The following is a 19,453-nucleotide window of genomic DNA, read 5'->3' on the forward strand; positions in this document are numbered from 1 at the left end:
TCAATCTTAATTATTTTAATTGAATTTTCCAGCTCAGCATATCATCAACTTCACCGACATGCAAAAAATTGTTTTTTTCTAAAATGGAGTAAGATGCTACGTTATCTTTCTCAGTAGCCGCAAAAATTGATTTTACCTTTGGTTGTGCTCTTGCCCATTCAATTATTCTACCTATTGCCTCGGTCATAAAACCCTTGCCACGAAATTCTTCATAAGTTCCATAACCAATTTCAATTTCTCCTTCGGGATCGGGTTCGCCAACAAAGCAAATATCGCCAACCATTTTATGATCTGGCTTGGAAATAATCGTCCACAAGGTGTGGTACCGATAGTCCTTATCCTGATCAGAAACATTGGGTAAAATAGTTTGTTCCAATGCATCATGAAGAGACTTCGAAATGTTTTTTTTGGTTGGAAAAAGGCCTAATTCACTTTCAAGAGAGTGATCATCTTTGATGTATTTTAACAATTGATCGTGTGTAAGTGGCTTTAAGATAAGTCGATCGGTTTCTATCATGCTTCAGCTTTGAGATTAGGCGAATATACATTTTGATGATTAAAATAAAAGGAATTTTAAATCAAGTTTTTGTTGCATATACCTGAGGAGAAAATAGGGGTAAACTTTCTTAAAGTTACCTGTTCCAGGCTATGCAATCAGCAGTGTTTGAAGTACTATTGCAGATTAATCAATGCTTGTTTTATGGCATTGTCAGTTTGGTTTGCAGATCGGTAATAACCGACATCTCCAAGATAATAACGGCAAAGTAACGCCTTTAAATCGTTTAGTATTATCGTTTTCGAATTATAAAGTTGAAAACGATCGATTTGGACATTCTTACGCTGTATATAGCCTATAAAGTCCTTGAAATCGTTGTCGCCTAAGGTAAAAGTATTAATGTTTTGCTCTACAAAACCTGCATTATATTTGTTGGTAAGTACATTGAAAACATAATCTGACAGGATCTTTTTGCTTACCAGAGTCGCATAAAACTTGTTATATCCTACTGTATCCAATTTAACGAAAACATCAGGTTGAATTCCACCACTAGGTTTGATTTTTCTGTTAGGGAGAATATTTACACCTTCGGCTTTTTCAATCGAATCCTGAAAGGAAGTACGGTCGCCAGTCAGTTCACCATCCATCATTCGGTCGTCTAATTCGTGCTTGTAAGCATCGTAACCTTTTTTATAAGATTTTTGTATACTTCGGCCAGATGGAGTATAATACCTGGCTATGGTAAGGTTTAGCGCCGAACCGTCACCAAAGGCAAATTGTTCCTGAACTAAACCTTTTCCAAATGAACGACGACCTACAATGATCCCCCTTCCCAGATCCTGAATTGCTCCGGCAACAATCTCACTTGCAGAGGCCGTGTTTTCATTTATTAAAATGGCGAGTTTCCCATTTTGAAAAGAACCTGTACCTGTAGAAAAATAGTCGGTGCGTGGCTCATGTTTGCCCTGTGTATATACAATCAATTTGTTTTCTGGCAAAAACTGATCTGCTAAACCTGTGGCTGCAGAAAAATACCCACCTCCGTTATCACGAAGATCGAGAATCAGCTTTTTCATTCCTTTTGCCTTTAAACTGTTGGCAGCAACGGAGAAATCATTATCAGTATGCGCACCAAATTTGCTGATTCTCACATAACCTGTTTCTGCATTAATCATATAAGCTGCGTCAATGCTACTGATATTAACTTTACCGCGGGTAACCATTATTCTGCTTTGAACCTGGGTGCCGCTATGTAATAAAAGAACACTTACACCACTTCCTGCTTTTCCTCTAAAACGACCTGTAAGTTGCTCTTTTGGCAGGTTTCGTCCACTTACAACAGCAGAATCAATACTTAAAATTTTATCGCCAAGTTTTATTCCGGCTTGATAAGCAGGTCCATCTTTAACTACACCGGTTACCATCATGGTATCATTAAGCATGTAATATTCTATGCCAACCCCTTCAAAGTTTCCCTCTAAGTTATCACTCATGTCTTGTGCATCTGTTGGGGGCAGGTATACACTATGTGGGTCAAGTTGATGTAAAACGCTATCTATCGGAAGGTTTTGAAGCGAGTCGGTATTGATGTCATCAACATAGTTTTTATTGATGATGTGCAGGATTTCTTCTAATTTCCCATCGCTATTGCTGGCTAATTGCGGGCTTCTTTTTACCCCATAACCTTGATCTTTGATGAATTTTATACCCAAAATCATACCCACTATTAAAATCACAGAATAGCTTATTGCAATCAGTATATTATTTCGGGTATTTTTTTTCATCAGCGTTGCTGCAAATTTATGAAAATTAGCGGGTTGATATATTTTTTAACTGCATTTTAGTGTCTTTTGTTTCTAATATTTAACATAAATTAACATGGACAATTTGCCGGCAGAATCTTAGCCGAGATATTTTTGGAATTTTAGCACGCTTTTTAGAAAGAATTTACCGAATTTTATCAAAATTAAATTTATGAATAGAATTACCGAGCAGGAATCTAACTATAATCATATCGATCAAATGTCGGTAATGGAGGTTTTGCAGGGCATTAATAACGAAGATAAAACCGTTGCCTATGCAGTGGAGAAATCTTTGCCTCAAATAGAAAAACTAACTTCAGCAGTTGCTGAAAGAATGAAAAAAGGTGGTCGTTTGTTTTATATTGGTGCAGGAACGAGTGGTCGTTTAGGGGTGGTTGATGCATCTGAATGTCCGCCGACTTATGGCGTGCCTTTCGATTGGGTTGTGGGGATTATTGCTGGCGGCGATACTGCCATTAGAAAAGCAGTAGAATTTGCTGAAGACGATGCCGAACAAGCCTGGAAAGATCTTCAGGAGTATAATATCAATGAAAAAGATTGTCTTGTTGGCTTAGCCGCATCAGGAACTACGCCTTATGTAATTGGCGGACTGAATACTGCCCGCAAACATGGTGTATTAACAGGCTGTATTGTTTGTAACACCGGCGGCCCGATAGCTGCTGAATCTGATTTTCCTGTTGAGGTAGTGGTAGGCCCGGAGTTTATTACCGGATCTACACGTATGAAATCAGGCACTGCTCAAAAACTGGTTTTAAATATGCTGAGCACTACTGTAATGGTTCAGTTAGGTCGTGTGGTTGGCAATAAAATGGTTGATATGCAGTTAACCAATAATAAACTAGTTGATCGCGGTACGCAAATGGTGGCTGATGAATTGAACATTAATTATGATGAGGCAGCAGATTTGTTATCTCAGTATGGAAGTGTTCGAAAAGCGGTGGAAGCTGGTCAAAAGCAGCACCATTAACCTGGTGAATCATTATTTTGTGTAAACTATTTTCGTAACAAATTACAATACCCATGCACGAAATCGAGCCTTATTACCAGTGGAGAGATGATTATATTTCGGCAGAAGATGAGCGTTCGCCATTTTACAATACCGAATATTCAGAGCTTTATTTCGATAAGCAGATCTACAATTTTTTGTTACACCCGCAGTGGGATGAATTTGGATCGAACACACTTTACATGAAAGTGCTTTATGCTGATTACGATCGGAGTTATGCTATTATCGAATTTATTGGCGAATGGAATGATGCGATCAATAATGATATCATGCTTTTGAAGCGGGATATTTTAGAGATAATGATGGATGAAGGCATTAACAAATTCATCCTTATTGGTGAAAACATTTTAAATTTCCACTCTTCTGATGACAGCTATTATGAAGAATGGTTTCAGGAAGTGGAAGATGGTTGGATTGTTGGTGTGAATTTTCAAGAGCACGTTATTGCTGAGTTTAGAGATAACAATATCGATTATTATATCAACTTTGGTGGAGCATTCGATAATATGCCATGGCGAACCCTTAAACCTTTACAGTTCTTTAAGAAAGTTGAAGAACTACTGACAAAAAGATTAAATTAAATTATTATTTTTAAAATCATTTAACACACAATAAAAATGGAACAACAAAATTATCAATACCATACAGATAGTGTTTTCGTTCAGGAAAAATCTGTTTCTAAAAAATTCTTTGCAAATGTTTTCTTATGGATGTTTGTGGCACTGAGTTTATCAACTGTAGCAGCCTATCTATTTGGAGTTAATGAGGGTTTAATGACTTATTTAAGAGTGCTAAATCCGGAAACTGGGATTTATAAACCAACAATTTTTGGATTTGTGACTATGTTTGCCCCGCTTGGATTAGTGTTGTTAATGGGTTTTGGATTAAGTAGATTATCCTTGCCTGCATTAGTAGGAGTATTTGTGCTTTACTCAGTTTTAACGGGGATGAGCTTGAGCTTTATTCTGCTGGCTTACACGTCAGGTTCGGTGGTGAGTTGTTTTGCAGGTGCAGCAGGTATATTCGGTATTATGGCTTTTATGGGTTATACAACTAATATTGATTTGAGCAAGTTTGGCCCAATCTTAATGGTTGGTGTGATTGGTTTAGTAATTGCAATGGTAATCAATATGTTCGTTCAAAGTGAGCAGTTTAGTTTATTTATGGCATTTATCGGTATCGCAATTTTTACTGCATTGACCGCTTACGATGTACAAAAAATAAAAAGAATTGGCGAAGGAATTGAAGCGAGTGGTGAACAAGTTCTTCAGGTAGAATCAAAAAAAATGGCAATTGTTGCTGCTTTATCTTTATATCTTGATTTCTTAAACATTTTCCTTTTCTTACTGCGCATCTTCGGAAGCAGAAAATAATTCCAGGAAAAAAATCTAACCAATCAGATTTACAATTTAAAACACAAAAACAAAACAATATTCTTAAGGCCGTGCAGTTTTGCATGGCCTTTGTAATTTTATTTGGTTGCGATGCGATAATTTTTGGAATTGATGTTGCTTTGTTGCATTTTTGTATGCTTATTAAGAAAGACGGAGGGATTAGACCCAACGAAGTCTTAGCAACCTGTGCCAACAAGGTGCTAAATTCTATTCTGCAAATAGCAGGAACAGATAAGTTTAAGGAGTACTATAACGTGCCAACTTTTTAAATAAGCCTTTTGAGTATCAAGAATAAAGTATTAAGTATCAAGATTTACTGTTTTAATACTTTGCTCCATTTTTAATAGCATTTATCAAAATCGTCAGGAAAATCTTGATACTTGATACTCGCTGCTTGATACTAATTACCAACAACAATGAGTATAAGAGAAGAATTAGAGAAACGTATTCTGGTGATTGATGGTGCAATGGGTACCATGATTCAGCGCTATACTTTAACCGAAGAGGATTTTAGAGGAGAGCGATTTAAAGATCATCCTTGTGATGTAAAGGGCAATAACGATTTGCTTAACATTACACGCCCTGATATCATAAAAGCCATACACCTTGAATATTTAAATGCAGGTGCCGATATTATTGAAACCAACACTTTTAGCACCCAAAGAATTTCCATGGCTGATTATCAGATGGAAAACCTTTCTTATGAGTTAAGTTACGAAGGTGCCCGTGTGGCTAAAGAAGCCGCTACAGAATTCATGGCAGCCAATCCTGATCGCAAATGCTTCGTTGCAGGTGCAATTGGTCCAACCAACCGTACACTATCGATGTCTCCAAATGTAAACGATCCTGGTTTCAGGGCGGTATATTTTGATGAATTGGAAACGGCCTATTATGAACAAGTTCGTGGCCTGGTTGATGGTGGTTCTGATGTACTTTTAATCGAAACCATTTTCGATACGTTAAATGCAAAAGTGGCAATAGTTGCCATTAAAAAATATGAGGAAGTTATCGGTCGTAAGCTCGAAATCATGATTTCAGGTACTATAACTGATGCTTCCGGCAGAACTTTATCAGGACAAACAGCTGAGGCTTTCTTAAACTCTGTAATGCATGCAAAACCCTTGAGCATTGGTTTTAACTGTGCTTTGGGGGCTAAAGAAATGCGTCCGCATATTGAGGAATTGGCGGCAAAAGCTGGTTGTTACGTATCGGCATATCCAAACGCTGGTTTGCCAAATGAGTTTGGCGCTTATGATGAACAACCCCATGAAACAGCACACCTGGTTGATGATTTCATTCAATCAGGGTTTGTGAATATTGTTGGTGGTTGCTGCGGTACCACACCAGATCATATTGGCTGCATAGCAAAAAATGCAAGAAAAGCTTCGCCAAGAAAATTGCCCGTTATTGAACCTTTTATGCGTTTAAGCGGTTTGGAACCTGTAACCATTAAACCTGATAGCATTTTTGTAAACGTTGGAGAAAGGACAAATATCACCGGATCTCCAAAATTCTCAAAACTAATTTTAAGTGGCGATTATGAAGCTGCGTTGGCGGTTGCTTTGCAACAAGTTGAGGGTGGTGCCCAAATCATCGATGTGAACATGGATGAAGGTATGCTCGATTCGGAAGCGGCCATGACCAAATTCTTAAATCTCATTGCATCCGAACCTGATATAGCCAAATTACCAATCATGGTCGATTCATCCAAATGGTCGGTTATTGAAAATGGATTGAAATGCTTGCAGGGAAAAGGAATTGTGAATTCCATATCGCTAAAAGAAGGAGAGGATAAATTCCGCGAAAGTGCCCGTAAAGTTATGAAATACGGTGCTGCTATAGTGGTAATGGCTTTTGATGAGCAAGGACAGGCTGATAATTACGAACGCAGAATCGAAATTTGTAAAAGAAGTTATGATATTTTAGTAAATGAAATTGGTTTCCCTGCTGAAGATATCATCTTCGATCCAAATATTTTAACCGTTGCTACCGGATTAGAAGAGCATAATAACTATGCCGTCGATTTTATAAATGCCACACGATGGATTAAAGAAAATCTGCCTCATGCAAAAGTAAGCGGCGGAGTTTCCAATATTTCCTTCTCCTTTAGGGGAAATAATGTGGTGCGTGAGGCAATGCACTCCGCATTTCTTTACCATGCCATTCAGGCGGGCTTGGATATGGGAATTGTTAATGCCGGAATGCTTGAGGTTTATCAGGAAATTCCACCAGAATTGCTGGAAAGGGTAGAAGATGTTTTACTAAACCGAAGGGATGATGCCACAGAACGTTTGGTTGAATATGCCGATACGGTAAAATCAAAAGGAAAAGAAGTTGTTAAAGATGAAGAGTGGAGAAAGGGAACGGTTGAGGAAAGATTATCGCATTCATTGGTAAAAGGTTTGGTGGAGTATCTTGATGATGATGTGGAAGAAGCCCGCCAGAAATATGCCCGCCCGATTCAGGTTATTGAGGGGCCTTTAATGGATGGAATGAACATTGTTGGAGATTTATTCGGAGCAGGAAAAATGTTTCTGCCTCAGGTAGTAAAATCTGCAAGGGTAATGAAGAAGGCAGTTGCTTATCTGTTGCCTTATATAGCAGAAGAAAAAAAGAAAAACGGCCCATCCCCAACCCTTCCCAAAGGTAAGGGAGTGCAAGGCGGCTATGAAACTGCCGACCCGATTCTATATCCAATATTAAAAGATTTTGCACTTAAAAATAGAAACAACCCAACTGAGGCAGAAAGAATAGTTTGGACATTAATAAAATCAAAAAAATTAGAAGGCTATAAATTTAGACAACAACATATTATTGGGCAATTTATAACCGACTTTGTTTGTTTAGATAGAAAATTGATTATCGAAATTGATGGTTTGATTCATCAACTGCCTGATAATATATTATCAGATGAAAACCGTACGCAATGGTTTGAAGAAAAGGGATATTCGGTGCTTCGTTTTAAAAACGAAGAAATTATTGGCAATATAGATGCTGTTTTGAATAGAATTTTGGATAGGCTTAACGAATTACCGTCAATAAAAGCATCAAAAGAAATAGAAGCAGAAGCCAATTCTCTCCCCTTGGGGGAGAGTGAGAGAGGGGCCGGACGTATTCTTATGGCCACCGTTAAAGGCGATGTACATGATATTGGAAAAAATATCGTAGGCGTTGTTTTGGCTTGTAATAATTTCGAAATTGTGGATATGGGAGTAATGGTTCCTGCACAGGACATCATTAAAAAAGCAAAAGAAATTAATGCCGATATTATTGGCTTAAGTGGATTAATTACCCCATCACTGGATGAAATGGTTCACTTTGCCAAAGAAATGGAGCGCGAAGGTTTTACTATTCCTTTAATTCTTGGTGGCGCAACAACATCACGTATTCATGCAGCTGTTAAAGTGGCGCCAAATTATTCTGGCCCTACCATTCATGTTTTGGATGCTTCCAGAAGTGTTACTGTTTGCAGCACCTTAATGAATCCCGAAACGAAAGATGCTTATGTTGCCGGCATCAGAGCTGAATATGATAAAGCACGGGAAGCCCATTTAAACAAGCGTTCTGATAAGCGTTTCAAGACACTTGAAGAAGCTCGTGAAAATAAATTTAAGATAGATTTTAAATCAGATCTTCCCGTTCCTGAATTTACGGGAACAAGGGTTTTTGATCATTATCCGTTAGAAGAATTAGTTCCTTATATCGACTGGACACCTTTTTTTCATACATGGGAGCTTCGCGGCAGTTATCCTAAAATATTTGATGATAAAAATGTTGGAGATGAAGCAAAGAAACTTTTCGATGATGCACAAGCATTGTTGAAACGTATTCTGGATGAGAAATTATTAACAGCAAGGGCAGTTATTGGTTTCTGGCCAGCGAATGCGGTTGGAGACGATATTGTTTTAGAAGTCGGAAGTCAGGAGTCGGAAGTCGGAAGTCTGGAATGCGACTCCAAACTCCAAACTCCAAACTCCAAACTGGCAACTGAAAACTCCAAACTAGTTAAAATCCACACGCTCCGTCAGCAAGCTGAAAAGGTAGATGGGCAGCCCTATTATGCTTTATCAGATTTCATTGCTCCAAAAGAAAGTGGAATTCAGGATTATTTTGGTGGTTTTGCCTTAACGGCAGGTATCGGCATCGATGAACTGGTGGCCGAATTTGAAGCTAACCATGATGATTATAACAGCATAATGGCCAAAGCATTGGCCGACCGTTTAGCAGAAGCTTTTGCAGAACGGATGCATGAACGTGTACGTAAAGAATATTGGGGTTATGCTAAAAATGAAAGCTTAAGTAATCAACAGTTAATTAAAGAAGAATATGCTGGTATTCGTCCTGCGCCAGGCTATCCGGCTTGTCCTGAACATACCGAAAAAGGTACTTTGTTTGCTTTGCTTGATGCTGAAAATAAAATTGGACTGCGCCTGACTGAGAGTTACGCCATGTACCCAACAGCAGCAGTAAGCGGATTTTATTTTGCTCATCCGGAATCAAGGTATTTTGGTTTGGGAAAAATAACGAAAGATCAAATAGAAGATTATGCCATTCGTAAGGATATGTCGATTGAAGAAGTGGAAAGATGGCTTAGCCCGAATTTAGCTTATTAACAATTGTCGCTTTGTCATCCTGAGGGAACGAAGCATTTCGGGGTAAAAACAAATATTTGAAGCCGGCAGTCATCAAACCAGAAAATGCTGGAGTGCTTAATGCCTCGGCATAACAGATTAAACACGGTTATGAAAATTACAGACCATATAAAAAACGCTAAGGGTAAAACCTTATTCTCTTTTGAACTTCTGCCTCCTATTAAAGGCCAAAGCATTCAGTGGATTTATGATGCTATTGATCCTTTGCTGGAGTTTAATCCACCTTTTATTGATGTTACCTCTTTAAGGGAAGATTATATTTATAAGGAACAGGAAAATGGTTTGCTGCAAAAGGTTTCTTATCGTAAACGCCCGGGAACCATTGCCATTTGTGCTGCCATCATCCACAAATATAAAATTGATGCTGTTCCGCACTTAATTTGTGGTGGCTTTACCAAAGAAGAAACTGAAAATGCATTAATCGATTTGCAATTTTTAGGCATTGATAATGTATTGGCATTACGTGGCGATGCCCGTGCAGCCGATCATTCTTTCGTGCCAACTAAAGGCGGTCATTGTTATGCAACGGATTTAATTCAACATATCAAAAACCATAACGAGGGCAAATTTCTTCATGAAGATGTGGAAACATTTAAAAGTGATTTTTGCATTGGTGTTGCCGGATATCCGGAAAAACATTTCGAGGCACCAAATTTAAACTCCGATTTTAAATATCTGAAGAAGAAAGTTGAGATGGGAGCAGAATTTATCGTGACCCAGATGTTTTTCGATAATCAGAAATATTTTGATTTTGTTAAAAAATGTAGAGAAAACGATATTAATGTGCCCATTATACCAGGTTTAAAACCCATTAGCACACTTACTCAATTAACGGTTCTTCCTAAGGTCTTCCATATTGATTTGCCAGATGAATTAACAGATGCATTATCTTATGCAAAAACCAATGCTGAAGCAAAAGAGATAGGAACTGAAGCCATGATTAAACAATGTAAAGAACTTATTGATTTTGGAGCACCTGTTCTTCATTTTTATACTATGGGCAGACCGGAGCAAACTAAAAAAATTGCCAGAGCAATATTTTAAACGGTTCAAAAATCCATTGTTTTTTAACTGCGGTTCGTGAAAACAAGTACCTCGGCCTGATGCCCTGATTCATGTCTGCGAACCATACAATTTAACTCCCTTAAAATTTAACTTTTAGCGATAACAGATTTTTAATTTACAGAACTTTAACGTTAAAATGTATGTTTTAAAAGTATACAAACTTATATTTGTAACTAAATGAAGTCTAGCAGTTTTAAATATATATTGATTCTTTGCATTGCCCTTACCTTGTTTCTGAAAGTTGGTAATGCGTCATCGTATTTAAGTTATTCTACAGTTGATATTGAAAATGTTTCATCAAACGATGATGCTACCGAAAAGGAAGAAAAGAAAATTGAAGCAGAATATTTTGATGATTATTTTCTTTGCTATCAAAATTTAAAATCGCCCATTCAGTTCGCTGTTAAAATTATATTGCCGAAAAATCTTTTTACTTCGCCTTATTATCCTGAAATTTTAACACCACCGCCTTCCTTATAACTTTGAAGTAATTTATCGTTTAAAAGGGTTTTTAAATGCCCCTTGCATTAAGATTGCTTCGTACCCCGTAATAACAGGAGGAGGCCGTCATCGCAAGGCACGAAGCAATCCTACACTAAAGTATATATCTAATTCATTTTACCACTCAAAATTTATAATAATATGAAACGAGCAATTTCATTTTCTTTTGCGGTATTTTTAATATCCGCATCTTTAAAAATCAGCGCACAGGAAGTTGCGCAAACCAATGTAAAACCAGTGAATAATTCTTTAGAAATGGTTTCTAAATTACAGCCAGTTAGTTTTAATTACGATAAAACCTGGGCAGAAAAATTAAGATTACCTGCTACCTCACAATATGGTTTTGTTGGAGCCGATGCAAAATCTGCAGTACCAAGTGTGGTTACAATTCAGGCTAAAGATTATACTGTTGGCAAAAATGCCTATCGATCGGCAACCCTGACCAAAGTAGATTACGAAAGTTTAATTCCATTGTTGGTTGGTAGTATTAAAGAGCAACAACAACAAATTGATGAGTTAAGGCGAGAGATTCGATCATTAAAATCACAGGGAGCTAAATAGTTTTAAAGGCTGGAATTAATCATCCAGCCTTTTTCTTTAATGGATAAATATCTTTTTGAATTTTGACTACGGAACAGCAATATAAAAGAGTTAACAAATTTTGAAAATCGAACTGGCTTACAACAAATGCAGGTTCTCTCGCTTTCTTAGGCAGGTGGGAATCTAATGTTATTAAGTTAAGACAATTGCTGTTAGTCTGACGTTGAGATTCTTCAGAGATTTCCCGCAGATGCTGCTGATTACGCAGATAAAAATAAAATTCACGTAACCTTCTTAAATCTGCGGGATGTTTTTTCTTTAAAACTTAAGTTAAAAACTATGATTAAAGTAAGTTACAAAAACACATCAATGGTAGCGTAGTCGAACATCTTTCTATGAACGGGAAAAAAGAATTTATCCTTTGAATATCTTCAGGATTGACAATTATTTTTTGTTTTCTCCTTAAGTTAACCTGAGTTCCGGGTAAGTTCAACATCAGGATAATGTTACCCTCTCAGGTGTCATGATCTCTTATCCGGAATGCACATAGTGAGTAATCGTAGTTTCCCATCCAATGTTATAGAGAAAGTTCAAATTAAGGCCTGCATCATTCGTAAAATATTTAAGATAATTCATGCAGGATAAATTTAAATGGATTATGTTTATTTCTTAATCTTGTTTTATGTTTCATAAATTTCTCCTCACATTATTATTTTTAAGTTCAAGTCTGTTTTATTCGATAGCGCAAACGGTTACGTCCCAAGTTCCAAAGCCTGAAAGAGAATTTAGAGCAGCCTGGGTTGCAACAGTAGCAAATATTAATTGGCCAAGTAAACCTGGATTATCAGTCCAACAACAGCAGGATGAGGCAATTGCATTGCTGGATATGCTAAAGAAAAATAACTTTAATGCCGTTATTTTTCAAGTTCGTCCGCAAGCTGATGCCTTGTATAAAAGTAAGCTTGAGCCCTGGTCTTATTTTCTCAGTGGTGTTCAGGGACAGGCTCCAAAACCTTTTTATGATCCACTTGAGTTTTGGGTAGAAGCCGCTCATGAACGTGGTTTGGAATTACATGTATGGTTAAATCCTTACAGGGCCCATCATATTTCTGGCGGACAACCATCTGAATCTTCGGTGGTAAAGAAACATCCAGAATTGGTTTATAAGCTGAAACAGGGCTACTGGTGGTTTGATCCGGCTAAAAAAGGAACTCAGGATTTATCTGCTGAAGTGGTTAAAGATATTGTTAAACGTTATGATATAGATGGTGTTCATTTTGATGACTATTTTTATCCTTATGCAGAATACAACGGGGGAGAAGATTTTCCTGATGCAGATAGTTACGCTGAATATCAAAAAAATGGCGGGCAATTATCTCGTGGCGATTGGCGCAGAGAACAAGTGAATGTTTTTATCCAAAGGGTTTATAAAATCATAAAAGATGAGAAGAAATATGTAAAATTCGGTATTAGTCCGTTTGGAATTTGGCGGCCAGGATTTCCGGAATCGATTAAAGGATTTGATCAATATGATAAACTATATGCCGATGCTAAACTTTGGCTTAATGAAGGTTGGATTGATTATTTCATGCCTCAGTTATATTGGCAGGTAAATAACATTCCACAAAGTTTCCCGGTGTTATTGGGCTGGTGGCAATCTGAAAATATTAAACAAAGGCATTTGTGGCCGGGAATGAATAGCGGCATAGGCGGCGGAGAAAAAAATAGTGATGAAATTATTAACCAAATTATGATTACCCGTGGTATTTTACCGAAATCGCCGGGGGCGGCACATTGGAGTATCGCCGCATTAACCACCCACGAGAGTTTGCGTAATGATTTATTGAAAGGCCCATATAAAAATGAAGCATTGGTTCCTGCATCTCCATGGTTAGATAATGAAAAACCTTTGTCGCCAAAAGTAGATACTGAAGACAGAGCAGCTGATTTATATATTAAATGGAAGCCAGCAAATAAGCGTGATGACTTTAAATATATTGTTTACACCAATTATGGCGGTAAATGGAATTATACCATTTTAAATTATAAAAGCAGATTTTTGCTCGTGCCAAAGTATGGATTTGCTGATGCTGCAAAATTAATTAAACAAAATTTGCAGGGAATAGCTGTTACTGCAATTGACAGGACAGGTAATGAAAGTGTTATGGAAGTGGTTAATGTTGCAGAAAGGATTGAAAATCCTTAGCTCTTAAGTCGGGACTATAAATCCCGACTAGCATTGTTCGTTTTGTTGGTCGGGATTTGCAATCCCGACCATTGAGTTGTGGATTTCAAATCCACTTTATTACTAAATACAAAATCGACAATTAATTTTGAAGTTATAAATACACAACTTCTATCAATCCCAATCCTCCACTATAATTCGATGCCGAACTTAAATTATAATGTTCATTCTGAAACGATGCCAGCCTCAACAGGATTGTCATGAATGTAATTTAATTTTTGATCCTTAAACTCATTCGAATAAAGAGCAATGGGATGAAAGCCATCTTGCCAAAATTTAAATTCCTCTGTTTTAGTATTTATTCTTGCTGCAAAAGAAAATTTATCCAATAACCAATCCCGGCTTTCATTAATCTCTTTTATTGTTTTTATAATCTTTTTAGATGTAAATTTTTTAAAGTCTCTCATGATGTCAGATAAATTTTTACCTTCTTCTGCACTTATAATCATGTGGAGATGACTTGGCATTAAACACCAGGAATAAACATTTAATCCTTTTTCTTTTTGGCAATATTTAATGCTTTCAATGATTACTGACGCAAGTTCTTTTCGAGTGAAAGCATCGATCCAGCCTACAACGGTTGTTGTGATAAAATAGATACCGTTGTCATTGGCAACTTTATATTTAAACCCCATTGATAAATTTAAGATATTATAATGAGGATTAAAAATCCTTAGCTCTTAAGTCGGGATTATAAGTCCCGACTAGCATTGTTATAAATCCCGACTAGCATTGTTGGTCGTTTTGTTGGTCGGGATTTGTAATCCCGACCTTTGATCCATTAAGCGTCCAACAGATAACTTTTAAATCCTTCAAAATCCACGTCTAATTGGTCAGCATGTTTTGGTTTGCTTTCCAACGCGGTAACCTGATCAGGAATTTCAATTTTTGCGGCAATATCTTCCGGGAAAATATCAGGAAATTTGCAGGCATGTGCTGTAGATAAAAATACAGCAGCGCTTTCATCTTCCGGGTTTTCTTTCCTGAATTGCTCAATAGCTAAATATGCAATCGCAGTATGCGGACAAGCAACATAATCAAATTTAGCGTCAATTTCTTTGATGCCTGCTAATGTTTCTTCATCATTGAAACGATAAGAAGTAACCACCTTTTTTAAAGCTTCCACATCGCCATTAAATAAATCCATAATGCGAACCCAATTGCTGGGCGCACCAACATCCATGGCATTTGAATAAGTTTGAGTTGACGGTTTAGTTTCGTAAATCCCTGTTTCTAAGAAACGAGGAACGGTATCATTCACATTGGTTGCTGCGATGAATTGCTTAACTGGTAAACCTAATTTGTAAGCGAGTAAACCTGCACCAATATTTCCAAAATTTCCACTTGGAACTGAAAAAATAACATCCTTAAAGCCTTTTTCTTTCAACTGTGCATAGGAGTTGAAATAATAAAAAGTTTGCGGAATTAATCTTGAAATATTAATGGAATTAGCAGAAGTTAAACGGAATTTTGCGTTCAGTTCGTCATCTGCAAAAGCTTGCTTCACTAAAGCCTGGCAATCATCGAATGTGCCTTTTACTTCAATCGCTCTGATGTTTTGTCCGTTAGTGGTTAATTGCAGCTCCTGTATCGGACTTACCTTTCCCTCCGGATATAAAATGGTGACCCGGGTATTCGGAACACCTAAAAAGCCTAATGCTACAGCGCCGCCGGTATCACCAGAAGTTGCGACTAAAACATTTAACAACTGTTCGCCATCTTTCAGGAAATAAGCCATTACCCGGCTCATAAAGCGAGCGCCAAAATCCTTGAATGCTAAGGATGGCCCGTGGAAAAGTTCTAAAACAAAAGTTTTGTCATCAAGCTTTACAGCTGGTGCTTCAAAATTAATGGCATCTTCAATCAGTGCTTTCAAATCCTCAGCAGGGATTTCATCTTTTAATAAAGCTGAGGCTACTTTGTAAGCAATTTCAGGTAGAGAATATTTTTCAATGTTTTCGATAAAATCAGCATCCAACTGAGGAATTTCTACGGGCATATACAAACCTCTATCCTGCGGCATGCTGTTAAAAACGGCTTCTTTAAAGGAAACACGTAAATCTTTATTGTTGGTTGAATATAGTTTCATTGGTGGTTTAAGGTTTAGGGTTTAAGGCTTAGGGTTTGGGCGCTTTAACCTTACGCCTTTTACCTTAAACCTTATGCCTTTCTTACATAACCCTCGGCCCTTCGGCGTTAACCGAAGAAACGTAGGCTTTGCTGTTAATATTAATTTTATGTAAATGTTGTTGCTGCGCTTTAGTGATTTTCTTAGCCGTTTCTTCATCTTTTGTTAAGGCAAAAACTGATGGACCGGAACCAGAAATTCCAAATCCTATCGCACCGTTTTCCATGGCGATGGCTCTCATTTCTTCAAACCCCGGAATCAAGATGGAACGTGTTGGCTCTATCAAAACATCTTTCATACTGCGGCCGATGAGGTCAAAATCGTTCATGAACAATCCGCTGACCAAGCCAGCAACATTTCCCCATTGGGTAACGGCATCTTTTAAAAACACCTTGCTGCGAATCATTTGGCGGGCATCTTTTGTTGGTACATCAACTTCAGGATAAACAATTGCCGCATACATTCCTACAGGTGTCGGTAGTGAAATTACATCAAGTGGTTCGTAACTTCTTACCAAAACAAAACCACCTAAAATGGCTGGTGCAACATTATCGGCATGACCATAGCCGCAAGCCAATTCTTCACCTTTCATGGCAAAAGGAACCAATTCCTTTGCGGTCAATAAATCGCCCATCAGTTTGTTAATGGCAAATAAACCCGCAACTGTACTGGCAGAACTGGAGCCCAAGCCACTACCAATTGGCATTTTTTTATGGAGCTCAATTTCAACTCCTACATCCAAACGATCAATGTGTTTCAGGTAGTGCTGAACGCTAGCACTTACTGTGTTTTTTGAAGCATCTAACGGTAGTTTACCATCATCGCCGGTAATGCTTTTGATCACTACTCCTGGTGTATCTGTTAAGCGCATTTCAACTTCATCACCAGGTTCGTTTACTGCAAAACCAAGTACATCGAAACCGCAAACTACGTTAGCTACAGTGGCAGGAGCGAAAACCCTAACTTCTAACCCTCCGAATGGGGCTTTTGGCTTTTCAGGATTCAAAACTTCTTCTTTTGAATTTATATTCTCTGACATTTTATTTTCTGTTTTTTCCAGGGTTGAAACCCCGGACTATACTGTTAATTTTTCCAGGGTCGAAACCCTGGGCTATAGGTTCTCAATTCCACTTTAGGGGACTAGGGAGTTTGGCCAACATTTATAATATCTGCAAAAACACCTGCAGCGGTAACCTCAGCGCCTGCACCAGGACCTTTTACTACTAACGGACGGGATTTATACCTGTCGGTAGTGAAAGATATAATGTTGTCACTTCCTGAAAGCATATAAAAAGGATGGTTGTCATCAACCATTTGCAAGCTGATTTCTACATTGCCATTTTCGAGTTTGCCAATGTAACGTAAAACCTTTCCTTCATTGGCTGCCTGGTTTTTCAAGTCTTCAAAGTAGGCTGCGTTTTTCTGTAATTCAGCATAAAACTCTTCCACGGAAGTAGCATTTAAACAAGCTTCGGGTAAAATGTTATCAATTTTCACATCAGCCGCTTCTAATGGATAACCCGCATCCCGGGCCAGAATCAGCATTTTGCGCATAAAATCTTTCCCGTTCAAATCATCACGTGGATCTGGTTCGGTATAACCCAATTCTTGCGCTTCTTTTACCGTTTCGTAAAAACCAGCGTTGCCTTTAAAGTTGTTGAAAATGTAAGAAATCGTTCCTGATAAAATTGCTTCGATACGGGCAACTTTATCACCACTCATCATCAACTCCCTTAGTGTACGGATGATTGGCAAACCCGCCCCTACATTGGTTTCGTAATAGAAATCTACGCCGAATTTGCGGGCGGTATCCTTAAACGATTTGTATTGAGCGAAATCTGCAGAATTTCCTTTCTTGTTACAGGTAACCACAGAAATGCTGCTTTCAAAAATGCCCTGGTAAAACTCAATCGGAGATTCTGCCGCGGTATTATCTACAAATACACAATTCGGTAAGTTCAACGCTTTCATTCGCGCTACAAAACCAGCCAGATCTGCTTGTTCACCATCGGCATTTAACTCAGCTTCCCAATCTTCAAGCGACAATCCATCAGGATTGAAAATCATTTTCCGGGTATTGCTGATTCCGGCAACTTTAACCTGCAAATCGTTATTTGCTGCCAGGAAAGGCATTTGCTCTTTCAATTGGTTGAACAATGTTTTACCGATATTTCCGGTTCCTAAGCAGAAAATGTTCAAGGTGCGTTTCAAATCAGTAAAGAAAGCATCATGAACCGCATTAACTGCTTTTGATAAATCAGATGCACTGATAATTACTGAAATATTATATTCTGATGAACCCTGTGCAATCGCCCTGACGTTAATACCATTTCTACCCAAAGCGTTAAATAATCTTCCGCTCATGCCCGGTGTGTGTTTCATGTTTTCGCCAACAATAGCCAGAACTGCCAAATTGTTTTCAACTTCCGGAAGCTCCAGTTTTTTTGCATCCAGTTCCAGTTCAAATTCCTTTTTAATTAAAGCGATGGCTTGCGATGCATCAGTAGGTTTAACTGCAAAAGTGATGCTGTGCTCCGACGATGATTGAGTAATCAACACCACGTTAATCTGCTCACGGGAAAGCAGAGAAAATAACCTGCCACTGAAACCAGCCTTGCCAACCATCCCACTACCGGTTAGGTTAATGATGCTGATGTGATCGATGGAAGAAATTCCTTTTATTGGTAAGCTCGATGCCCTTACATCGCTTTTTATATAAGTTCCTGCGAAATCAGGCTTGAAAGTATTTTTGATCACAATTGGAATTTTCTTCATGAAAGCTGGGATCATCGTTGGCGGATAAATCACTTTCGCTCCGAAATAACTCAACTCCATTGCCTCGGTATAGCTCAATTCAGGTAAAGAAAATGCCTTTTTAACGATCCGGGGATCGGCGGTCATCATGCCGTTCACATCAGTCCAGATTTGGATTTCCTCAGCATTCAATGCCGCGCCCCAAACCGCTGCGGTATAATCAGAACCACCACGACCTAAAGTTGTAACCCTGCCTGCCGCATTGCTCGCAACAAAGCCTGTAACAAAAAGTACCTTGCTTTTATTTGTCTGATAGAAGTTGTTGATCAATATTTCTGTTAGTTTGGTGTCAACCTTTGCTTGTCCGAAATTACTATCGGTTTTAATCAATTCAGAACCATTTACATATAACGCTTCGGCAAATTGTTGTGAGGCGATGTGTGCAATCATAAAGGTTGAACAACGTTCACCATAGCTCAAAATCTGGTCTTTGGTTTGCAAACTTAGCTCACGCAGGTTGGTAACGGCCTGCAATAAATCTTCCAGTTCATTAAAGAAGATTTTTAGCCTGGTAAACACCGGGTTTTGTGCCGCCGCTGGTAAAAGCGAACGGATAACCGCAAAATGTTTGGCCTCAATTTCTTTTAAAGAGGTATCGTAATCTTCGCCACGTTCAGCACTTTCAGCCATGTCGGTTAGCAAATTGGTTACGCCACTCATTGCCGATAATACAACTACCGGATTGTGCTGTGATTTTTCTTTTGCCACTATGTTTAGCAGCGTTTTAATGTTCTCGGCCGAACCTACGGATGTGCCGCCGAATTTTAATACTTTCATTAGTTTATATGG

General features: G+C 38.2%; 14 protein-coding genes and 1 riboswitch. Of the genes, 8 read left to right on the forward strand and 6 right to left on the reverse strand.

What is annotated here, in order from left to right:
- Positions 1–10 precede the first annotated feature (10 nt).
- Together DU508_RS08590 and DU508_RS08595 are read right to left on the reverse strand one after the other, a co-directional pair.
- The gene (locus DU508_RS08590; RefSeq protein WP_115402399.1) at positions 11–517 is read right to left on the reverse strand and encodes a GNAT family N-acetyltransferase; all 507 of its coding nucleotides are present in this window, start codon (positions 515–517) and stop codon (positions 11–13) included.
- 155 nt (positions 518–672) lie between these two features.
- The gene (locus tag DU508_RS08595; RefSeq protein WP_115402400.1) at positions 673–2,280 is read right to left on the reverse strand and encodes a S41 family peptidase; all 1,608 of its coding nucleotides are present in this window, start codon (positions 2,278–2,280) and stop codon (positions 673–675) included.
- 190 nt (positions 2,281–2,470) lie between these two features.
- Between DU508_RS08595 and murQ the strand changes: the two genes are divergently transcribed.
- The 8 genes from murQ to DU508_RS08635 all read left to right on the forward strand — a co-directional run bounded on the left by murQ (position 2,471) and on the right by DU508_RS08635 (position 13,683).
- Entirely contained in the window at positions 2,471–3,286 is an 816-nt protein-coding gene (gene murQ, locus DU508_RS08600; RefSeq protein ID WP_115402401.1) for an N-acetylmuramic acid 6-phosphate etherase, read from the forward strand.
- Positions 3,287–3,339: 53 nt separating this feature from the next.
- Positions 3,340–3,906: a hypothetical protein gene (locus DU508_RS08605; RefSeq protein ID WP_115402402.1), complete on the forward strand. Its 567-nt coding sequence runs from the start codon at positions 3,340–3,342 to the stop codon at positions 3,904–3,906.
- Positions 3,907–3,942: 36 nt separating this feature from the next.
- Positions 3,943–4,698 carry a Bax inhibitor-1/YccA family protein gene (locus tag DU508_RS08610; protein WP_115402403.1) on the forward strand — a complete coding sequence of 252 codons (756 nt, stop codon included), beginning with the start codon at positions 3,943–3,945 and terminating at the stop codon, positions 4,696–4,698.
- Positions 4,699–4,854: 156 nt separating this feature from the next.
- Positions 4,855–4,957: riboswitch (SAM riboswitch) on the forward strand.
- 178 nt (positions 4,958–5,135) lie between these two features.
- Positions 5,136–9,332: a methionine synthase gene (gene metH / locus DU508_RS08615; protein WP_115402404.1), complete on the forward strand. Its 4,197-nt coding sequence runs from the start codon at positions 5,136–5,138 to the stop codon at positions 9,330–9,332.
- 129 nt (positions 9,333–9,461) lie between these two features.
- Positions 9,462–10,415 carry a methylenetetrahydrofolate reductase gene (locus DU508_RS08620; RefSeq protein ID WP_115402730.1) on the forward strand — a complete coding sequence of 318 codons (954 nt, stop codon included), beginning with the start codon at positions 9,462–9,464 and terminating at the stop codon, positions 10,413–10,415.
- A gap of 198 nt (positions 10,416–10,613) precedes the next feature.
- Entirely contained in the window at positions 10,614–10,916 is a 303-nt protein-coding gene (locus DU508_RS08625; RefSeq protein ID WP_115402405.1) for a hypothetical protein, read from the forward strand.
- A 162-nt stretch (positions 10,917–11,078) separates the two neighbouring features.
- Positions 11,079–11,498, forward strand: coding sequence for a tail fiber domain-containing protein (locus DU508_RS08630; RefSeq protein ID WP_115402406.1), 420 nt, complete (start codon positions 11,079–11,081; stop codon positions 11,496–11,498).
- Between the two features lie 661 nt (positions 11,499–12,159).
- Entirely contained in the window at positions 12,160–13,683 is a 1,524-nt protein-coding gene (locus tag DU508_RS08635; protein WP_115402407.1) for a glycoside hydrolase family 10 protein, read from the forward strand.
- A gap of 203 nt (positions 13,684–13,886) precedes the next feature.
- On the opposite strand, the gene DU508_RS08640 is transcribed toward DU508_RS08635, so the two are convergent.
- From DU508_RS08640 to thrA, 4 genes are all read right to left on the reverse strand, one after another.
- The gene (locus DU508_RS08640) at positions 13,887–14,357 is read right to left on the reverse strand and encodes an REP-associated tyrosine transposase (RefSeq protein WP_199562675.1); all 471 of its coding nucleotides are present in this window, start codon (positions 14,355–14,357) and stop codon (positions 13,887–13,889) included.
- A 146-nt stretch (positions 14,358–14,503) separates the two neighbouring features.
- A complete protein-coding gene (thrC, locus tag DU508_RS08645; RefSeq protein WP_115402408.1) occupies positions 14,504–15,811 on the reverse strand; it encodes a threonine synthase in 1,308 nt (435 codons plus the stop codon).
- Between the two features lie 82 nt (positions 15,812–15,893).
- Positions 15,894–16,889: a homoserine kinase gene (locus DU508_RS08650; RefSeq protein WP_233509433.1), complete on the reverse strand. Its 996-nt coding sequence runs from the start codon at positions 16,887–16,889 to the stop codon at positions 15,894–15,896.
- Between the two features lie 101 nt (positions 16,890–16,990).
- On the reverse strand, positions 16,991–19,441 hold the full coding sequence (thrA, locus tag DU508_RS08655) for a bifunctional aspartate kinase/homoserine dehydrogenase I (RefSeq protein WP_115402409.1): 2,451 nt from the start codon (positions 19,439–19,441) through the stop codon (positions 16,991–16,993).
- Positions 19,442–19,453 lie beyond the last annotated feature (12 nt).

The organism is Pedobacter chinensis (genome assembly GCF_003339865.1).
Taxonomy (GTDB): domain Bacteria; phylum Bacteroidota; class Bacteroidia; order Sphingobacteriales; family Sphingobacteriaceae; genus Pedobacter; species Pedobacter chinensis.

Bases quoted from the DNA above. Each gene is read 5' to 3' on its own strand.
- DU508_RS08590 (WP_115402399.1), bottom strand. From the start codon at position 517: ATGATAGAAACCGATCGACTTATCTTAAAGCCACTTACACACGATCAA.
- thrC (WP_115402408.1), bottom strand. From the start codon at position 15,811: ATGAAACTATATTCAACCAACAATAAAGATTTACGTGTTTCCTTTAAA.
- DU508_RS08640 (WP_199562675.1), bottom strand. From the start codon at position 14,357: ATGGGGTTTAAATATAAAGTTGCCAATGACAACGGTATCTATTTTATC.
- DU508_RS08630 (WP_115402406.1), top strand. From the start codon at position 11,079: ATGAAACGAGCAATTTCATTTTCTTTTGCGGTATTTTTAATATCCGCA.
- murQ (WP_115402401.1), top strand. From the start codon at position 2,471: ATGAATAGAATTACCGAGCAGGAATCTAACTATAATCATATCGATCAA.
- DU508_RS08620 (WP_115402730.1), top strand. From the start codon at position 9,462: ATGAAAATTACAGACCATATAAAAAACGCTAAGGGTAAAACCTTATTC.
- DU508_RS08605 (WP_115402402.1), top strand. From the start codon at position 3,340: ATGCACGAAATCGAGCCTTATTACCAGTGGAGAGATGATTATATTTCG.
- DU508_RS08595 (WP_115402400.1), bottom strand. From the start codon at position 2,280: ATGAAAAAAAATACCCGAAATAATATACTGATTGCAATAAGCTATTCT.
- DU508_RS08635 (WP_115402407.1), top strand. From the start codon at position 12,160: ATGTTTCATAAATTTCTCCTCACATTATTATTTTTAAGTTCAAGTCTG.
- DU508_RS08625 (WP_115402405.1), top strand. From the start codon at position 10,614: ATGAAGTCTAGCAGTTTTAAATATATATTGATTCTTTGCATTGCCCTT.
- DU508_RS08610 (WP_115402403.1), top strand. From the start codon at position 3,943: ATGGAACAACAAAATTATCAATACCATACAGATAGTGTTTTCGTTCAG.
- DU508_RS08650 (WP_233509433.1), bottom strand. From the start codon at position 16,889: ATGTCAGAGAATATAAATTCAAAAGAAGAAGTTTTGAATCCTGAAAAG.
- thrA (WP_115402409.1), bottom strand. From the start codon at position 19,441: ATGAAAGTATTAAAATTCGGCGGCACATCCGTAGGTTCGGCCGAGAAC.
- metH (WP_115402404.1), top strand. From the start codon at position 5,136: ATGAGTATAAGAGAAGAATTAGAGAAACGTATTCTGGTGATTGATGGT.